We start from the raw sequence: 18,130 nt of genomic DNA, 5'->3' as shown, positions 1-18,130 counted from the left end.
CGGCAGACCGGCCCCGCGGTCTGCGGCGCACTACTTAGTAGTCTGCTTGCCGGAAGAGGCAGTTCCGCGGCGTCAAGGACCCAAGAACTGCGCGACAGATTGCCGGATAGCGGCAACCCGCCTGGCTCAGCCGAGAACCACCTGTGAGCGGGCCGGGCGCCGGTTCAGTCCGCCCCGGCCCAGCCGAGCAGTTGGGCGCCGAACACCGCGACCTGCAGGGTGAAGCGGTCGTCGGCCGAGTCCGGGTCGAGGCCGGTAAGCGTGGCGATGCGCACGAGCCGGTAGGTCAGCGCGCGGGCCGAGAGGTGCAGTGCGCGCGCCGCGGCCGCGCCGTTGCCGCCGGCGCGGAAGTACACGATCAGGGTGTCGAGCAGTGGCTGCGCTCCCCCGCGCGCCTCGCGCAACGGCGCGAGGGTCGTCTCGACGAGGTCGCCGAGCGCGTTCCGGTCGCGCAGCAGCATCCGGTGTACGAGCAGGTCGGCGGCATCCACGACCGGCGCATCGAGCCCGAGCCGGGCGGCCAGGTCGAGGGCGTCCCCGGCCTCGCGGTAGGAGGCGACCACACCGTCGGCGCCGGGGCGCGGCCGCCCGACGCCGAGCTGCCACGAGCCGACCGACTCCCGCCCGCGGCCGGCCTTGCGCAACGCGCGGCTGAGCCGCTCAGTGACCTCGGCGACCGCCGCGCGATCGGGGGCGGCGAAGACCACGACGAGCCGGCCGTCCTTGCTCGCCAGCAGCGCATCGGCATCGCCCTTCGACCCCAGGATCGAGCGTTCGAGCGCGGCGACGAGCGGCCCGCTCCCGTCGAAGCCGCGCTCGGCCCGGATCGTCACCACCGCGTGCGGCCCGGTGAGGTCGAGGCCGAACCCGGCGGCGCGATGCACCACCCCGACGACGTCGCTGGCCCCGCCGAGCAGGTCCTCGACGAACTCGCGCCGGGCCGCCTCCTGGCTGCGGATCAGCGAGCGGCGGGCGAGCTGGTAGCCCTCGGTCAGCGCGGCGACGACGTCGTCGACGGCGTGCAGCATGACCTCGCCGGCGACCACCACCCCATCGGGATCGGCCGCCGCGCCCCGCACCGACGGCAGGTGCCGCCACAGCCGCCAGGTGGCCGACAGGTAGAGGTCGAGCAGCGCCCGCAGCGCCACCCCCTGCCCGGCGGCGCGATCGCCGAGGGCGCGGTAGGCCCGCAGCCGGGCCGCGCTCACCGGGCGCCCGTCCTCGACCGCCGCGACGACGACCTCGAGGAAGTCGCCCAGCAGCGCGACCGGCACCGCGCCGGCGTCGCTCGACCCGCCCGCGGCGACCTCGGCCAGCGTCTCGGCGTCGACGCGGCTCACCGGGCGCGCACCAGGCTGGCCAGGATGTCGTCGAGGGTGATGATGCCGAGCGTCGCGCCGCCGTCGCCCACCACCCGGGCGAGGTGCGCGCGATGCGTGCGCATGACGTCGATCGCGGTCGCGAGCGAGGCGGTGCTCGCGACGTCGGGCAGCGCCCGCAGACGGCCGATCGGCACCGGTCGCCGGCGGTCGGCCGCCGCGATGCCGAGAGTGTCCTTGACGTGGACGTAGTGGGTCAGGCGGTGCGCCGAGTGCAGCGGGAACCGGGTGACGCCGGTGCGGGCGGCGAGCTCCTCCACGTCTTCCGGGGTCGCGGCCGCACCGAGCGTGTGGACGCGCGCCATCGGCAGGGTGAGCGCGGCGACGGTGGCCGCGTCGAAGGCGAGGGCGCCGTCGAGCAGGTCGCGGTCGGCCCGGTCGAGCAGGCCGCCGCGGTGCGACTCGTCGACCATCGCCGCGACCTCGTCGCGGGTGAAGGCGCTGACCACCTCGTCGCGCGGGCGCACCCCGACCGCGCGCAGCACCGCGTTGGCCAGCAGGTTGAGCAGCGCGATCAGCGGCCGGGCCACCCGCACGAGGGCGGCCAGCATCGGGGCCAGGCGCAGGGCCGCGTTCTCGGGCCCGGCCAGCGCCATGTTCTTGGGCACCATCTCGCCGATCACCACGTGCAGCACGGTGATCAGCAGCAGAGCGACGACGAACGCCGCCGGGTGCAGCACGCTCGTCGGTAGCCCGACGAGGTCGAACAGCGGCTCGAGCTCGTGGGCGATCACCGGTTCGCTGACCGCGCCGAGAGCCACCGAGCACAGCGTGATGCCGAGCTGCGCGCCGGCCATCATCAGCGACACGTTCTCCATCGCCCGCAGCGTCGTCTGCGCCGCCCGCGAGCCCGCTTCGGCCCGCGGCTCGATACCGGCCCGCCGGGCCGACACCAGCGCGAACTCGGCCCCGACGAAGAATCCGTTGGCCAGCAGCAGCGCCACCGTGACGGCGATGCCCACCCCGGCGCTCATGCCCCTGCCTCGGTCCGCGCCGTCACGAGCAGCCGGTCGACGCGGCGGCCGTCCATGCGCAGCACGGTGAGCTCAACGTCGGCGACGGCAACCCTGTCACCCGTGACCGGCAGGCGTCCGAGCTCGCGCATGACCAGCCCGCCGACCGTCTCGTAGACGCCGTGCTCGGGCAGCGTCAGGCCGGTGGCGGCCCGCACCTCGTCCGGGCGCAGCAGCCCGGACACGTCGAACCCGTCGCCCACGCGCCGCGCCGGGGCCATCGGCGCGTCGTGTTCGTCCTCGACCTCGCCGACGAGTTCCTCGAGCAGGTCCTCGCCGGTCACCACCCCGGCGGTGCCGCCGTACTCGTCGACGACGAGGGCGAGCTGCGAGCGACCGGCCTGCAGCGCCTGCAGCACGGCGTCGAGCGGTAGCGACTCGGGCACCTCGACCGGTGCCCGCATGACGTCGCGCACCAGCACGCTCTCGCGGCGCTCGACCGGCACGGCGACGGCCTGGTCGAGCTCGACGACCCCGGTGACGTCGTCCAGGCCGTGCGGGCCGAGCACGGGCAGGCGCGAGTGCCCGCTCGCCCGCACGACGTCGAGCATCGCGGCGACGGTATCGCGGGCCGCGACGGCGACCATCTGCGGTCGGGCGGTGAGCACGTCACGAGCGTGCTTGTCGCCGAACGCCAGGGATCGGACGAGCAGCGTCGCGGTGCCGACCGCCAGCGTGCCCTCGCTGGCCGAGTGGCGGACGAGGGAGAGCAGCTCGTCGGGGGTGCGGGCCGACGCGAGCTCCTCGCGGGCCTCGAGCCCGAACAGGTGCAGCACGCCGTCGGCTACCCGGTTGAGGGCGCGGATCGGCGTGCGCATGACGCGGGTGAACGCCCGCACCGGTCCCTGCACGGCGCGCGCGACCGCCAGCGGCAGGGCTAGGGCGAGGTTCTTCGGCACGAGTTCACCGAACACCATGGTCAGGACCGTCGACGTGACCAGCGCGACGGCGACGGCGACGGCGACGGCCGTGCTGCCGTGCACGCCGACCGCGGCGAGCGGCGCGTGCAGCAGCTGCGCGATCGCCGGTTCGGACAGGAACCCGATGGCCAGGTTGGTGAGCGTGATGGCGACCTGGACGCCGGACAGCTGGGTCGACAGTGACCGCATCGCCGCCAGCACGCCCCCGGCCCGCTTGTCGCCGGTCGCGGCCACCCGCTCGACCGTCGCCCGGTCGGTGGTCATAAGCGCGAACTCGCCGGCGACGAAGACCCCGCACACGGCGATGAGGACGAGGCTGAGCGCGAGCAGCAGCCACTCGGTCATCCCGGTCCGTCCTTCCGCCACGCCGTCGTCCGGACCAGCCTGCCCGGTGCGCCCTGTCCCCGGGCAACGACCCGCGGCGGGTCGGTGGTTCCCGGGTCGGTTCAGGGTCGGATTCGGGGTGCTTCCCGATGCGCCGCGTCCCGTGGCCTCGCAGACTTCGCTCGTCACAGAGACGAATGGGGATCACCGATGATCGAGGTACGGCAGCTCAGCAAGCGGTACGGCCAGCACCTGGTCGTCGACGGCCTGGACTTCGACGTGCGCCCCGGGCGGGTGACCGGCTTCCTCGGGCCCAACGGCGCCGGGAAGTCCACGACGATGCGGATGATGCTCGGTCTGGACCGGCCGAGCGCCGGCTCGGTCTCGATCAACGGACGCCCGTACGCCCGGTGGCGGCGGCCGCTGCACGAGGTCGGTGCAGTGCTCGAGGTGCGGGCCATGCACGGCGGCCGCAGCGCTTACAACCACCTGCTGTGCCTGGCCCAGAGCAACGGGCTGCCGTCGCGGCGCGTCCACGAGGTGCTCGAGCTGGTCGGCCTGGAGTCGGTCGCCCGGCGCCGGACGAAGGGGTTCTCGCTCGGGATGAGCCAGCGCCTCGGGATCGCGGCCGCCATGCTGGGCGACCCGCCGGTGCTGCTGCTCGACGAGCCGGTCAACGGCCTCGACCCCGAGGGCATCGTCTGGGTGCGGCAGTTCCTGCGCGCCCGCGCCGCGGAGGGTCGCACTGTGCTCTTGTCGAGCCACCTGATGAGCGAGATGGCGCTGACGGCCGACCACCTGATCGTCATCGCGCAGGGTCGGCTCGTCGTGGAGGCGAGTACGGCGGAGGTGATCCGGCGCAGCGGCCTCGACCACGTGCTGGTGCGGTCGCCGCAGGCCGGCCGGCTGCACCGGCTGCTCGCCGAAGCCGGCGGAACGGTGCGCGACGGCGACGACCCCGCCGAGCTGCACGTCAGCGGGTTGACCAGCGCCGCCATCGGCGACATCGCGGCGGCGCACCGGGTCACGGTGCACGAACTCGGACCGCGCCAGGCCTCCCTCGAGGCCGCGTTCCTCGAACTCACCCGCGACCGGCTCGACTTCCGGGCCCACCCGGCCGGAGAGGTGGCCTGACATGACCGCACCGACACTGCCCACGCTCGGATTCGCGAACGTCCTCCGCTCGGAGTGGACGAAGCTCCGCTCGGTCCGCTCGACGTACTGGACCGCCCTCGCCGCCGTCGCCGGCACGCTCGGCCTCGGTATCGCGATCTGCTCGCGCTTCGTGTGGCTGCTGCACCGCGGGAAGGACGGTGGCGGGTTCGAACCGACCGAGCTGAGCCTGAGCGGCATCCTGCTGGCCCAGGTGGCCTTCGGCGCGCTCGGCGTGCTGTCCATCAGCTCCGAGTACGGCACCGGCATGATCCGGGCGACGCTCGGCGCGGTGCCGCAACGCCGGCCCCTGCTCGCCGCCAAGGCCGTCGTGGTCGGTGGTGCGGCGCTCGTTGTCGGCGAGGTCCTGTCGTTCGCGTCCTACGGCGTCGGGCAGGCGATCCTCTCCGACGCCGACGCCGGCAGCTCGCTCGGCGACCCCGGGGTCCTCCGGGCGGTGTCCGGCGGCGGGCTGTTCCTGACCGCGGTCGCCCTGCTCGGCTTCGGCCTCGGCGCGCTGATCCGGCACACCGCCGGCGCGCTGTCGGCGCTGTTCGGGCTGCTGTTCGCCACGAGCGCCGTCGTCAACCTGCTGCCCGAGTCGTGGTCGCACACCGTGCGCCCGTACCTGCCGGTCAACGCCGGGATGCAGGTGTTCACGATGCGCCGGCAGGGCGACGCACTGGGCCCGTACGCCGGGCTGGGCGCGCTCTGCCTGTACGCCGTCGCGACCCTCGGCCTGGCGGCCGCGCTCATCGAGCGCCGCGACGCCTGACCGGTCAGCGACGTAACGCGGCGGCCAGCCCGGCGCAGTCGACCGGGGTGAGCGTCAGGTTCGGGTGCCGGATCACCCCGAGCGGGTCCATGCCGGTGATCGGCTCGGCGAACTCGAGGCACACGCCGGCCTGCGAGTTGGTCGCGAAGGTCAGGCCGCGGTCGGTGATCCCGAGCCGGGCCGGGCCGGCCGTCTTGACGAACAGGTACGGCCCGGTGAGCGACACCGAGGTGATGTTGGCCAGCAGGGTGTCGATGTGCCACGGACCGAACCGGGCCCGCAACCGCTGATCGTCGACGACGATCGCGGTGCGCGCCTCGGTGATGCCGAACAGGCGGGCGGCCCGGGCGTAGCGCGGCTCGAACCGGAACGGGAAGCTGGCGCCTGCAGTGCTCACGCCCGAAGGCTATCCAGCCCCGGCTGCGACGTCAGGCGACCACCGGCGTACGTCCGGTAGGTCGGGTAGTTCTTCGTTGAGTGGGCGAGGTGGGTGATGTTCGTGGTGGCCGCCCCGGCGGTGCGGTGGACTCAGCGCGAGAAGTCCAGGCACCACGTGCCGCTCAGTCGGCGGCGGCCCGGACGAAGCGCTGGCCCAGCGCCCGGACGGCGCCGGCGAGCTCGGGTGAGTCGAGCACCTCGAAGTCGGCGTCGAGGAAGCCGAGCCAGACGGCCAGTTCGGCGGCTGACCGCCCGCCCATCGTGATCACGCAGGTGTGCGCGTCGAGCGGCTCGATGCTGCCCTCGTGCCACGCGCCCATCTTCGTCGCGACGTCGTCGGCCGAGGCGTGGACGCGCAACCGGGCCCGGAAGCGCATCTGCACCGAGCGGGTCTTCGTCGCCACCCAGCCCGCGACGTCGTCGGCGGGCAGGGCCCGCCTGGTGAAGCGGTGCCCGACCGAACGCACGTCGTCCATCCGGTCGACGCGAAACGTGCGCCAGTCGTCCCGCTCGACGTCGAAGGCGACGAGGTACCAGCGGCGGCCGAGGTTGACCAGGCGGTACGGCTCGACCCGGCGCTCGGACGACGAGCCGGCGTGGTCGGAGTAGGCGAAGCGCAGCACCTCGCGATCGCGCGCGGCGGCGGCCATCGTGCCGAGCACGGCACCGTCGACCCGCGGACCGCGCGTGCCGGCGAGGCGCACGGTGTAGGACTGCAGCGCGTCGACCCGACCGGCGAGCCGTTTCGGCAGCACCTGCTGCAGCTTGGTGAGCGCGCGGAGCGACGTCTCCTCGATGCCGCCCACGCCACCGCCGGCCGACGTGCGCAGGCTGACCGCCACGGCGACGGCCTCCTCGTCGTCGAGCAGCAGCGGTGGCATGGCCGTGCCGGCCGAGAGGCGGTAGCCGCCGATCGCGCCGCGGGTGGCCTCGACCGGGTACCCCAGGCCGCGCAGGCGCTCGACGTCGTTGCGCACCGTGCGGGTGCTCACCTCGAGGCGGCGGGCCAGCTCGGGGCCGGGCCACTCGCGCGGGGTCTGCAGCAGCGACAGCAGCCGGAGCAGCCGTCCGGACGTCTCGGTCATGGTTCGAGACTAGGCCCGAATGCGGAACGGAACGTTCCTATTGCCCGCCTAGCGTCGGCCGCGACATCCGAAGCGAACCAGGGAGCCCGCCGTGACCGCCACCGTCGATCGAACCGCCCCACCCGACCTCGCCGCGTCGGAGGCGAGCGCCGTCGTGCGCCGCCGCTGGACCGGCTTCGCCGTCGTGATCACCGCCATGATCCTGAACATCCTCGACTCCACGATCCTCAACGTCGCGGCGCCGTCCATCCAGCGTGATCTCGGCGCCTCGGCCTCGGCGATCGAGTGGATCGCGGCGTCGTACACGCTGGCCATCGCCGTCGGACTGCTCACCGGCGGGCGGCTCGGTGACCGCTACGGCCGGCGCACGATGTTGCTGCTCGGGCTCACCGGGTTCCTGGTCGCCTCGGTCGCGTGCGCCTCCGCGTGGTCGCCGGGATCCCTCATCGCCGCCCGTGTCGTGCAGGGGCTGTCGGCGGCGCTGCTGACCCCGCAGACCTTCGGGCTCATCCGCGACCTCTTCCCGCCCGACCAGATCGGCAAGGCGTTCGCCGCCTTCGGCCCGATCATCGGGCTGTCGACAGTGGCTGGTCCGATCGTCGCCGGCTCCCTCATCCAGCTCGACCCGTTCGGCGCCGACTGGCGCTCGCTGTTCCTGATCAACGTGCCGTTCGGCCTCTTCGCCCTCGCGGTCGGGCACCGCGTGCTGCCCGCCGGGGTGTCGAAGCCCAGCATCCGGCTCGACCTCGTCGGCACCGGGCTGATCGGCGCGGCCAGCTTCCTGCTCGTGTTCCCGCTCGTCGACGGCCGCAGCCTGGGCTGGCCGGTCTGGCTGTTCGCGGCCATGGCCGCCGCCGTCCCGCTGCTCGCGGTGTTCGTCGCCCAGCAGCGGCGCCGCACCCGCCGGGGAACCACCCCGCTCGTCGAGTTCAGCGTGCTGGCCAAGCGGTCGTACGTGTCGGGCGTGGCGTTCACGCTGTCGTTCTTCGGTGCGATCACCGGCTTCTCCCTGACGCTCGGACTGTTCCTGCAGGTCGGGCTCGGCTTCACCGCGATGCACGCCGCGCTCTACCTGGTCGCGATGTCGGTGGGTGCGGTCGTCGGCTCCGGCGTCGGGGCGTGGGCGGCGACGGCCGTCGGGCGCCCGATCCTGCACGTCGGCCTGTCGATCATGGCCGTGGGCGTAGAGGTCCTGCTCGTCTCGCTCGCGCACTCCGGCGCGATGCCGGGGGCCGGTGCGCTGCTGCCCGGGTTGGCGGTCGTCGGCACCGGGATGGGCATGATCTTCGTGCCGCTGTTCAGCATCATCACCGGCGAGATCGAGGACCACGAGGTCGGTTCCGCGTCGGCCGTGCTCGAATCGCTGCAGCAGCTCGGCTCGTCGCTCGGCGTCGCTGTGCTGGCCACGCTGTTCTTCAGCCGCCTCGCGCTCGAACACGGCGGTCCGCGAGCGGCCCTGGCGGCCGGGCGTCACCTCGGCGCGGTCGAGGCCACGCTGTGGGCCACGCTGGTGATGCTCGGGATCTCCTTCGCCCTCGGCTGGTTGCTGCCCCGCCGGGCCCGGACCGGGGCGTGATCACCAGCCGTCGACGTGCAGCACCTCGTCCAGCGGCTGGCGCGAGGCGGGCTTGAACGTCTCACCGGTGAAGTACGCCGTCGGCAGCAGCGCACCCTGGTGGACGTGCGGCGGGAGGTCGAGGAGCTCGGCGACCTCGGCCTCCCGGGCCAGGTGCAACGTCGTCCACGCCGTCCCGAGCCCGCGGGCGCGGGCGGCGAGGGCATAGCTCCACGCGGCCGGCAGCAGCGACCCCCACAGGCCGGCCTGGTTACCGGTCGGCAGCTCGGGCGTCGACTCGATGCACGGGATGACGAGCACGGGCACGTCGCCCATGTGCTCGCCGAGCCAGGCCGCGCTGTCGCCCACCCGCACCTGCACCGAGGCGCGCTGCGGGTCGTCGGGGAACAGGCTCGCGGCCGACGCCTTCGACGCGAGGTAGCGGCGGGTCACCTCACCGTAGATCTCGCCGATGCGGCGGCGGCGCTCCACATCGGTGATCACCAGCCAGTGCCAGCCCTGCCGGTTCGAGCCCGACGGCGCCTGCAGGGCGACCTCGATCGACTCGCGGACGAGCTCCATCGGCACCGGACGGGTGAGGTCCAGGCGCTTGCGCACGGTGCGGGTGGTGGTCAGCAGCTCGTCGGGCGAGAGGGGGAGGGTCGGCATGCCTCGACTATGCCAGCGCGGCCGGCGCCCCGATCGTGGTGCTGCGGCCGTCGGCGTGCACGACCAGCGCCCGCAGGCCCCGATCGGTCGCGAACCGCTCGGCCCGCTCGCCCATGGCGAAGAGCGCGGTCGCCAGGGCGTCGACCTCGGCCAGCCGGGTACCGACGACGGTCACGCTCGCGAGCGCGGCGGGCGAGCGTCCGGTGTGCGGGTCGAGCACATGGGCGCCGCGCTCGGCCGAGCCCGACGTCGCGACGGCCAGCGTGCGCCCGGCGACGGTCGCGACGAGCTCGCCCGGACGCAGCGAGTGCGCGATGCCGACCTGCCAGTCGCGGCCCGGCGCCGCGGTTCCGCGGCACTGCACGTCGCCGCCACCGTTCACGCAGTGGTTGGCCGACCCCGCGGCGGCGAGCCGGTCGGACACCCGCTCGATCGCCCAGCCCTTGACGTAGCCCGAGGGGTCGAGGCGGCCGCCGGCGTGGGCGTCGAAGTAGCCGTCGGTGGCGGCCGTCAGGGCGGCGCACGCGTCGAGCACCTCGCTCACTTCGGGCGGGCAGTCGGCGAGCTCGAGCTCGCCCCGACCGAGCCGGCTGATGACGCTGTCGGTGCGATACGTCGAGAACATCGCGTCCATGCGGTGCAGCCAGGCGATTGCGTCGTCGAGGGCGGCCCGTTCGACGCCCGGGGCACGGAGATCGAAGGAGAACACCGTGCCCATGCACGGCTCCACGATGCGTAGCGGAATGCCAGTTGCCGACGTCACGGAGCTACTTGATGCCGGCCTGGTCCAACGCGCTCTGCAGGGACTGCAGATAGCCGTCGGTCGTGTAGGTCGCGCCCGAGACGGTGTCGATCTGGGCGCTCTGCGCCGCGACGGTCTCCTGCAGCAGGATCGGTGCGGCCTGGGAGTTGATCTCCTGCGAGCGGCCGTCGAACGCGGTCAGCTGGACGAAGGACACGTTCGCGATGCGCGACCCCTTCGTCGTCACCGCGACCTGCACGACGCCGTACGGCGTCTCGATGGCCGAACCGACGTAGCGCTTCTTCGCACCCGTCGCCGCGGCCGACGACGACCTGGGGTCGGGCGGGGTGCTGCCGCCCCCGCCCGAGGTCGTGGCCGGCGCGCCGGCGGGCGAGGTTGGCGCGGCGGCACTCGGCAGCGCGCCCGCGAACGCCCGCGGATGGCCCTGCGTCTTGAAGCTGAGCAGCGCGACGACGCCGAACACGGTGCCGGTGATGGTGACGAGGACGCGTTTCATGATCGGCCCTAGAACGTGAAGGATTCGTGGTGGATGTTCCAGGCCGGGACGCCGGCCTCGCGCAGTCCCTTGCGCAGCCGGGCGGCGAGGTCGTCCGGCCCGCAGATGAACACGTCGTGGTGGCTGAGCCCCGGGACCAGGCGTTGCAGCCGACCGACCGCGAGCGGATCCGGCCGGCCGCGCCGGCGCGAGCCGACGGCGTAATGCACCCGCGCGCCGCGGGCGGCGGCGATCTGGTCGATCTCGTTGCGCAGCACCAGGTCGTCGGGCGAGCTGGCGCGATAGACCAGAGTGATGTCGCCGGGGTCCCCCGGCATCGACTCGAGCAGTGCCCGCATCGGCGTGATGCCGACCCCGGCGCCGATCAGCAGCACGTTGCGACGCCGCCGCCGGGCCGCGGTGAACGACCCGTACGGCCCCTCGGCGAGGACGGCGGTGCCCGGCTGCAGCTGCCGCAGCGCCGCGCTGTGCCGGCCGGCGATCTTCACCGTGAATCGCAGCAGCCCGGGTCGCGGCGCGGCCGACAGCGAGTACGGGTTGGCCGCCCACCAGAGATCGCGGGTCAGGAAGCGCCAGCGGAAGAACTGCCCCGGCTGCGCGTGCAACTCGTCGACGTAGCGGCCCGACACGTAGACCGACACGACATCGCGACTCTCGGGGCGCACCTCTACGACATGCAGCCGGTGCCGGAACGCGCCGTTGATCGGCACGACGAGCCGGTACCAGACGAGCGCCGCCCCGACCGCCACGTACATCGCCGACCACAGCACGCGGGCCGGCCGGTTGGTGATGAAGTCGGCGCCGGTCGAGAACTGGTGCGCGAACATCAGCGCGACGGCGAGGTAGGTGTAGAGGTGGATGAAGTGCCACGTCTCGTAGCTCAGCCGCCGCCGGGCCGCCCGGGCCGAGACGACGCCGACCGCGACGAGGAGCAGCAGCGCAACGGTGGCCATCAGCACGTCGGGGTAGGTGAGCAGCAGCGACGAGGTCTCGTGCACCAGGCCGGTGTTCGCGGTGACGGCGTAGCCCCAGATGATCAGCAGCGTGTGGGCCACGGCCAGGCTGACCGTGTACCGGCCGCCCATCGCGTGCCAGCGGGCGAGCCGGTCGGTGCCGATGGTGTGTTCGAGCGCGGGCACGCGCGCCATCAGCGCGAGCAGCACGACGATCACGTAGCCGGCGAGCAGCCCGGTGATGCGACCGGCGTTGGTCAACCAGCTGCCGAATCCGTCGATGAACACGGTGTCCGACCACCACAGCCCGATCACCGCGAGGCCGCCGACACCGATCACCGCGAGCGCGAGGCCCGACGCCGTCCGGTCGGCCGAGATCGTCATCCGCGGCGCGCCGGACGTCTCGCTCGGGGCGAGGCGGGCGGACGAGGGCGCGACCATGCCTGCACCTTCTCGCCCGCCGCTCTCTAATCGCTATGGATCGCCCGGTTCGCGGCCCGGGATGAGGCAATTCAGACGGTTCTCAGAGGTGGCGCAGAGGGAACCGTCAGCGGGCAGTCGTCATGCTGGGCGGGTGACCCAGCAAGCACCACCCCTGCACCGGCCCGACGGCACCCCGCTGCGCGCGCTCGTCGTCGACGACGAGCGCGACCTCGCCGACGTGCTGACGACGATGCTCAGCTACGAGGGCTGGTCGGCCCGCAGCGCGCACGACGGCGCCTCGGCCCGGCGCATCGCCGAGGAGTTCCGACCCGATGCGGTGATCCTCGACATCGGTTTGCCCGACACCAACGGCCTCGAGGTGCTGCGCTCGCTGCGCGCGACGAACCCCGGCGTCTGCGTTCTCTTCCTGACCGCCCGCGACGCCGTCGAGGACCGCATCGCCGGCATCACCGCCGGCGGCGACGACTACGTCACCAAACCGTTCAGTATGGAAGAGGTGCTCGCCCGGCTGCGCGGGCTCGTGCGCCGCGCGGGCGTCGGCTCGGCCGACGCCGGTTCGGCCATCGTCGTCGGCGACCTGACCCTCGACGAGGACGCCCGCGAGGTGTTCCGCGGCGGCGACCCCATCGACCTCACCGCCACCGAGTTCGAGCTGCTGCGCTACCTGATGCTCAACCCGCGCCGGGTGCTGTCGAAGGCGCAGATCCTCGACCGGGTGTGGAGCTACGACTTCGGCGGGCGCGCCCACGTCGTCGAGCTCTACATCAGCTACCTGCGCAAGAAGATCGATCGCGGCCGCGAGCCGATGATCCACACCGTGCGCGGAGTGGGTTACGTGCTCAAGCCGGTGGCGTGAGCGACGCAAGCGGTGCGAACAATGAGGATCGTTCGAGCCGCCAGGCGAGAGATGCGGCGACGACGGGCCCGAACGCAATGAGCGGCCCCGAGGAGGCCGCATGAGCGAGCGCAGATTTCAGACCCCGCGGCTCCGCACCCAGCTGGTCGCGCTGCTGCTGGCGCTGCTCGTCGTGGCGTTCGTGCTGGTCGCGCTCGTCACCAGCATCGCCTTGCGCGGCTTCCTGATCGAGCGGCTCGACCAGCAGCTCGCCGCCGCGGGCGACCGTTTCTCGCTCAGCCTCGAGCACCCCGACGGCGACGCCGACAACAACCGGTTCAGCGACGTCGCCGGCCAGGCGACCGGCACGCTCGGCGCCCGGGTGCTGAACGGCACGGTGACCGCGGCAGCGGTCGTCGGCCGCGACCCCGACGACCGCAGCACGGCACCGGGGTCGAGGGCGCGGGCCCAGCTGGCCACGCTGACGGCCAGCAGCCATCCGCGGACGATCAGACTCGAGCACCTCGGTGAGTACCGCATCATCGTCAACCGCGGCCAGGACCAGGACCTGCTCATCACCGGGCTGCCCGAGCATCCGGTCGACGAGACGATCGGCCGGCTGGTCGGCATCGAGGCGGTCGTGTTCGCTGGCGCGCTCGCCCTCGCCGGCATCAGCGGCGCGTTCTTCGTGCGGCTCGCGCTGCGCCCGCTGAACCGGGTCGCCGAGACGGCGTCGCGGGTATCGGACCTGCCGCTGTCGAGCGGCACGGTGTCGCTGCCCGAACGGGCCCCCGAGGGCGACCCGCACACCGAGGTCGGCACGCTGTCGACGGCGTTCAACCACATGCTCGAACACGTCGAGTCGTCGCTGCACCAGCGGCAGGCGAGCGAGGAGCGGCTGCGCCGCTTCATCGCCGACGCCAGCCACGAGCTGCGCACGCCCGTCGCCGTCGTGCGCAGCCACGCCGAGCTGGCGCGCCGCACCGGCGGGCCGTTGACGCCCGAGGTCGAGCGCTCGCTGACCCGCATCGGCGCGGAGTCCGAACGGATGGGCCACCTCGTCGACGACCTGCTGCTGCTCGCGCGGCTCGACACCGGCCGCCCGCTCGCGCACGACGAGGTCGACCTCACCCGGCTCGTGCTCGACGCCACGAGTGACGCGCGGGTCGCCGGGCCGCAGCACCGCTGGCAGCTCGACCTCCCCCGCGAGCCGATCGCCGTCGACGGCGACGAGCACGCGCTGCACCAGGTACTGGCCAACCTGCTGGCCAACGCGCGCACGCACACGCCCGACGGCACGACGGTGCTCGTCTCGCTGCAGCGCACCGACACGGGCCAGGCCCGCATCGAGGTGGCCGACGACGGCCCGGGCGTGCCCGCCCCCGTGCTGCCCGGCATCTTCGAACGCTTCGTGCGGGCCGATCAGGCGCGCTCGGCCAGCACCGGCAGCAGCGGTCTGGGGCTCGCCATCGTCGACGCGATCGTGCGGGCGCACGGCGGCACCATCACGGTCACCAGCCGGCCGGGCGACACGCGGTTCACCGTCACCCTGGGCGCGAGCCGATCTTCGGAGGAAGATCTCGACGACGACACCGACACCACGGACGCCGATTCCGCCGAGGACGAGGAGTTCCCCCGATGACTGCAGCCGCCGTCGAACATCCGGTCGTGACCCGGCTGCGCCGGCGCCGCGCGGAGGACCTCCAGCTCAAGACCGCCGACGCGATCACCAAGTTCGCCGGGTCGATGACCTTCGTCTACCTGCACATCGTCGTCTTCGCCGGCTGGATGCTGTTCGTCGAGAAGAGCCCGTGGCCGACGCTCACCCTCGTCGTCTCGCTGGAGGCGATCTTCCTCTCGACGTTCGTGATGATCGGGCAGAACCGGGCCGCGACGTTCCAGCAGGAGAAGGCGAACCACGACTTCGTCGAGCAGGAGACCGAGCTCAAGACCAACACCCAGCTGACCCGCGAGATCCACGCCCTGACGACCGAGCTGCACCGCCGGGTGATCGAGAACGCCGGCTGATCGGCGACCGTGCCGTCCGGGCTGATCACCCTGGGACGTTCGCTCCTACCCCTTACCGGATCTTGCGCTGAAACTCGACCTCGCCGGTGTTTCTCGGCACGGGGGGAAGGGTCATCGCCATGTTCCGTCGTCAACTTCTTGTTGCGCTCTTCAGCGGGTTCGTCCTGGTGGTTCCGGCCGTCGGCAGCGCGGTCGCGTCACCGCTCGGCGGGGGTGAGCCGGCCCCGCCGGCCGCGGCCGCGGGCACCGATCCGGTGATCGCCGCCGCGGGCGACATCGCCTGCGGCGCCGGGGACGCGAACTACAACGGCGGCAACGGGACCGCGACGGCCTGCCGGCAGAAGTACACGTCGAACCTGCTCGTCGACGGCGGGTACAGCGACGTCCTGACCCTGGGCGACAACATGCAGAGCGACCCGTCACCGACCGGTTTCGCCACGGTCTTCAACTCGACGTGGGGCCGGGTCAAGGGGCTGATCCACCCGGAGGCCGGTAACCACGACTACGGCTACTCCGGCGCGAAGGGGTATTACGGGTACTTCGGTGCCGCGGCCGGTGACCCGACGAAGGGCTACTACAGCTATGACATCGGCGCCTGGCACGTCGTTGCGCTCAACTCGAACTGCACCAAGATCGTCGGCGGGTGCGCTTCGGGCGGGGCGCAGGACGTCTGGTTGCGCGCCGACCTCGCAAGCCATGCCGGCCGCTGCCTGCTCGCCGTCGATCACCACGCGCGCTACTCGAGCGGCCACGACGGCGACAACACGGTCATGACCGCCCTCTACCAGGACCTGCTGGACGCGCACGCCGACGTCCTGCTGAGCGGGCACAGCCACGACTACGAACGGTTCCTGCCGCAGGACAACGCCTCCCGTCTCGATACGGCCAACGGCATCACGCAGTTCGTCGTCGGGACCGGTGGCGCCTTCTTCACCGGGCTGGGCACGCGGCACGCGAACAGCGCGGCGAGCCAGAACTCGACGTTCGGCGTGCTGGCGTTGAGCCTGCACTCGAGCAGCTACGACTGGCGGTTCGTCCCCGAGGCGGGCAAGACCTGGACCGACACCGGTACCCGCAGCTGTCACGCGTCCGCGCCGCCGCCGGCCGACGACTTCGCGGTGAGCGCGAATCCGTCGACGGTCTCGGTGCAGCCGGGGCAGACCACGACCTCGACGATCAGCACCACCCTCACCGGCGGCTCCGCCCAGGACATCACCCTCAGCGCGAGCGGCCTACCCGCCGGCACCACCGTCTCGTTCAACCCGACCACCATCACCACCGGCAGCACCTCCACGATGACGATCACCACCTCCGCCACCACCCCGACCGGCACCCAGACCCTCACGGTCACCGGCACCGGCCCGTCCATCACGCACACCACTGCGGTCACCCTGAGCGTCACGCCGCCGCCGCCGGCCGACAACTTCGCGGTGAACGCGAATCCGTCGACGGTCTCGGTGCAGCCGGGGCAGACCACGACCTCGACGATCAGCACCACCCTCACCGGCGGCTCCGCCCAGGACATCACCCTCACCGCGAGCGGCCAACCCGCCGGCACCACCGTCACGTTCAACCCGACCACCATCACCACCGGCAGCACCGCCACGATGACGATCACCACCATCGCCGCCACCCCGACCGGCACCGTGACCCTGACCGTCACCGGCACCGGCCCGTCCATCACGCACACCGCCGCGCTGACACTGGTGGTGACATCCGGGACACCGACCCGTCCGCTGCTCGTGCAGTCGGCGGGCGCCACCGAGACGGCCGCGGCCACGGCCCTCACCGCCCGGCTGCCCGCGGCCAGCGCGGCCGGCCACCTGCTGGTGGCACTGGCCGGCGTCTACACGGGCACCAGTAACCGCATCACCTCCGTCACCGACTCGGCCGGCAACGTCTGGACCCGGGCCGGCACGTGGGCCGTGTCCGGCCACAACTCCGACGGAGAGATCTGGTTCGCCGCGAACGCGAGGTCGGCCAGCACAATCGTCACGCACACGGCCTCGGCCGCGGTGGTCGCCCTCGACGTCATGGACTTCTCCGGCGTCGCGACCGCCGGCCCACTGGACGCCGTCTCCGGCGCGGCGAACACCGGCACCGCGCCGGCATCCGGTCCGGTGACCCCGGCGACCTCCGGCGAACTCATGGTCGGCCTGATCGCGGGACACGCCAGCGCACAGGCGATGACGATGACCACGGTCGGCGTCACCGCGTCGGGGCAGCAGACGAGCGTCGCCGGCTCGACGACGAGCGTGCTCGGCGGCTACCTCGTCCCCGGCATCGCCGGGCCGGTCTCGATCACGGGACGGTTCGCCGGCGCCATGTACTGGACCGCGGGCGTCGCCGCGTTCCGCGCCGCGACCGGCTGACCACGGTGCTCGGTTCGAGGCTCGGCGGTTCCGGCTTGGCCGTCGATGCCCGGGAGGGCCGAGTGCTCGTCGGTGCGCAGGGGGTGACCGGATGGTGGTGCCGGTGCGGGGCCGGCGCGTGCGGGACCGGTTGCTTGTCAGGTCGGCTGCGGCCCGTCGTTACTTCAGGATGTTGACCGCCCGCGCGATCACGAGGGCCGTGGTGGACAGCGCGATGGCGCTCTGGAGGGCCATGAGCAGTTTGGCCCAGCGGGTCAGTGGCAGCGTGTCCGTGGGTGAGAACGCCGTGGCGTTGGTGAAGCTGACGTAGAGGTAGTCGGCGAACAGGGGTTCCCAGTCCTTGCGGGCCAGGTGGTGCTGGGTCATCTGCGGGAAGAGGAAGTCGGGGTACGGGCTGTGGGCGGCGGCGCGCGCGAAGGGGCCGCCACGGTCGAGCTCCCAGTACCAGATACCGAAAGCGATGAGGTTGGTCAGGTAGATCGCTGCCGCCGAGGCCAGTAGGGGAGCGGCCTGGCTGCCGGCCGTGCCGCCGATCAACCTGGTGTCGAGCAGGACCGCGCTCGCGCCGTTGTCCAGCGATATGACGGCGACGAGGAGCAGGCTCAGATACCGCCCCGCCGGGGTGTGCCGGGTGAGCCGCACCGGATTGATGATCGTCAGCGTCACCAGGAGCGCGGCTTCGGCCGCGGGCAACAGCCACTGCGGATGCACCAGCGTGAACTTCTGCGGGAGGAGCAGTTGCAGCACGGCCGCGACGATGATGGCCGCGGCGACCGGGAGCCGGTTCTCCCCGCTCGTCGGCACCAGCCAGGCCGGGAGGACCTCTTCCTCCCAGCGTCGCACGAACGGCACGCCGGGCTCACCGCGGTTTCGGCCGTCACCGCGCGGAGGTTCGTGCATGCGGCGAGTCTGACACGCCGGGCGGCGTC

At 72.7% G+C, this 18,130-nt stretch carries 17 protein-coding genes; 7 read left to right on the top strand and 10 right to left on the bottom strand.

Translation table 11 applies throughout. The features are described 5' to 3' along the window. Positions 1–164: 164 nt before the first annotated feature. The 3 genes from VGN18_RS08065 to VGN18_RS08055 are packed head-to-tail and all read right to left on the bottom strand — an operon-like array spanning position 165 to position 3,657. A complete protein-coding gene (locus VGN18_RS08065; protein WP_327539156.1) occupies positions 165–1,340 on the bottom strand; it encodes a PucR family transcriptional regulator in 1,176 nt (391 codons plus the stop codon). After that, complete coding sequence (locus tag VGN18_RS08060) at positions 1,337–2,353, bottom strand: hemolysin family protein (RefSeq protein WP_327539155.1); 1,017 nt, start codon at positions 2,351–2,353, stop codon at positions 1,337–1,339. Before VGN18_RS08060 ends, VGN18_RS08065 begins: the two co-directional genes overlap by 4 nt. After that, positions 2,350–3,657: a hemolysin family protein gene (locus tag VGN18_RS08055; RefSeq protein ID WP_327539154.1), complete on the bottom strand. Its 1,308-nt coding sequence runs from the start codon at positions 3,655–3,657 to the stop codon at positions 2,350–2,352. Before VGN18_RS08055 ends, VGN18_RS08060 begins: the two co-directional genes overlap by 4 nt. Positions 3,658–3,846: 189 nt before the next feature. Between VGN18_RS08055 and VGN18_RS08050 the strand changes: the two genes are divergently transcribed. After that, positions 3,847–4,770 (top strand): ABC transporter ATP-binding protein, encoded by a 924-nt coding sequence (locus VGN18_RS08050; protein WP_327539153.1) that lies wholly within the window; start codon positions 3,847–3,849, stop codon positions 4,768–4,770. 1 nt (position 4,771) lies between these two features. Beyond that, complete coding sequence (locus tag VGN18_RS08045) at positions 4,772–5,563, top strand: ABC transporter permease subunit (protein ID WP_327539152.1); 792 nt, start codon at positions 4,772–4,774, stop codon at positions 5,561–5,563. A gap of 4 nt (positions 5,564–5,567) precedes the next feature. Here VGN18_RS08045 and VGN18_RS08040 read toward each other — a convergent pair whose 3' ends face one another. Next, a complete protein-coding gene (locus tag VGN18_RS08040; RefSeq protein ID WP_327539151.1) occupies positions 5,568–5,960 on the bottom strand; it encodes a hypothetical protein in 393 nt (130 codons plus the stop codon). A gap of 163 nt (positions 5,961–6,123) precedes the next feature. Next, on the bottom strand, positions 6,124–7,086 hold the full coding sequence (locus VGN18_RS08035; protein ID WP_327539150.1) for a YafY family protein: 963 nt from the start codon (positions 7,084–7,086) through the stop codon (positions 6,124–6,126). Positions 7,087–7,177: 91 nt separating this feature from the next. Here VGN18_RS08035 and VGN18_RS08030 point away from each other — a divergent pair, with 91 nt between their 5' ends. Next, a complete protein-coding gene (locus VGN18_RS08030; RefSeq protein ID WP_327539149.1) occupies positions 7,178–8,662 on the top strand; it encodes an MFS transporter in 1,485 nt (494 codons plus the stop codon). On the opposite strand, the gene VGN18_RS08025 is transcribed toward VGN18_RS08030, so the two are convergent. Genes VGN18_RS08025 through VGN18_RS08010 form a run of 4 tightly spaced genes read right to left on the bottom strand, consistent with a single transcriptional unit; the run spans position 8,663 to position 11,963 of the window. Then, the gene (locus tag VGN18_RS08025; RefSeq protein ID WP_327539148.1) at positions 8,663–9,310 is read right to left on the bottom strand and encodes a nitroreductase family protein; all 648 of its coding nucleotides are present in this window, start codon (positions 9,308–9,310) and stop codon (positions 8,663–8,665) included. A gap of 7 nt (positions 9,311–9,317) precedes the next feature. After that, complete coding sequence (locus VGN18_RS08020; protein WP_327539147.1) at positions 9,318–10,028, bottom strand: FAD:protein FMN transferase; 711 nt, start codon at positions 10,026–10,028, stop codon at positions 9,318–9,320. Positions 10,029–10,077: 49 nt separating this feature from the next. Then, positions 10,078–10,569 (bottom strand): FMN-binding protein, encoded by a 492-nt coding sequence (locus tag VGN18_RS08015; protein WP_327539146.1) that lies wholly within the window; start codon positions 10,567–10,569, stop codon positions 10,078–10,080. Positions 10,570–10,577: 8 nt separating this feature from the next. Continuing rightward, positions 10,578–11,963: a ferredoxin reductase family protein gene (locus tag VGN18_RS08010; protein WP_327539145.1), complete on the bottom strand. Its 1,386-nt coding sequence runs from the start codon at positions 11,961–11,963 to the stop codon at positions 10,578–10,580. Between the two features lie 133 nt (positions 11,964–12,096). Here VGN18_RS08010 and VGN18_RS08005 point away from each other — a divergent pair, with 133 nt between their 5' ends. The 4 genes from VGN18_RS08005 to VGN18_RS07990 all read left to right on the top strand — a co-directional run bounded on the left by VGN18_RS08005 (position 12,097) and on the right by VGN18_RS07990 (position 17,201). Next, positions 12,097–12,822 carry a response regulator transcription factor gene (locus VGN18_RS08005; protein ID WP_327539144.1) on the top strand — a complete coding sequence of 242 codons (726 nt, stop codon included), beginning with the start codon at positions 12,097–12,099 and terminating at the stop codon, positions 12,820–12,822. A gap of 100 nt (positions 12,823–12,922) precedes the next feature. Further along, positions 12,923–14,443 carry a HAMP domain-containing sensor histidine kinase gene (locus VGN18_RS08000; RefSeq protein ID WP_327539143.1) on the top strand — a complete coding sequence of 507 codons (1,521 nt, stop codon included), beginning with the start codon at positions 12,923–12,925 and terminating at the stop codon, positions 14,441–14,443. Continuing rightward, positions 14,440–14,829: a DUF1003 domain-containing protein gene (locus VGN18_RS07995; protein WP_327539142.1), complete on the top strand. Its 390-nt coding sequence runs from the start codon at positions 14,440–14,442 to the stop codon at positions 14,827–14,829. Before VGN18_RS08000 ends, VGN18_RS07995 begins: the two co-directional genes overlap by 4 nt. A 119-nt stretch (positions 14,830–14,948) precedes the next feature. Further along, positions 14,949–17,201, top strand: a complete 2,253-nt coding sequence (locus VGN18_RS07990) for a metallophosphoesterase family protein (RefSeq protein WP_327539141.1) — start codon at positions 14,949–14,951, stop codon at positions 17,199–17,201. Between the two features lie 159 nt (positions 17,202–17,360). Here VGN18_RS07990 and VGN18_RS07985 read toward each other — a convergent pair whose 3' ends face one another. Next, complete coding sequence (locus VGN18_RS07985; RefSeq protein ID WP_327539140.1) at positions 17,361–18,101, bottom strand: hypothetical protein; 741 nt, start codon at positions 18,099–18,101, stop codon at positions 17,361–17,363. Positions 18,102–18,130: the final 29 nt, after the last annotated feature.

The organism is Jatrophihabitans sp. (assembly GCF_036000465.1).
Taxonomy (GTDB): Bacteria; Actinomycetota; Actinomycetes; order Mycobacteriales; family Jatrophihabitantaceae; genus Jatrophihabitans.
This window is presented reverse-complemented; position numbering and strand designations above follow the sequence as displayed.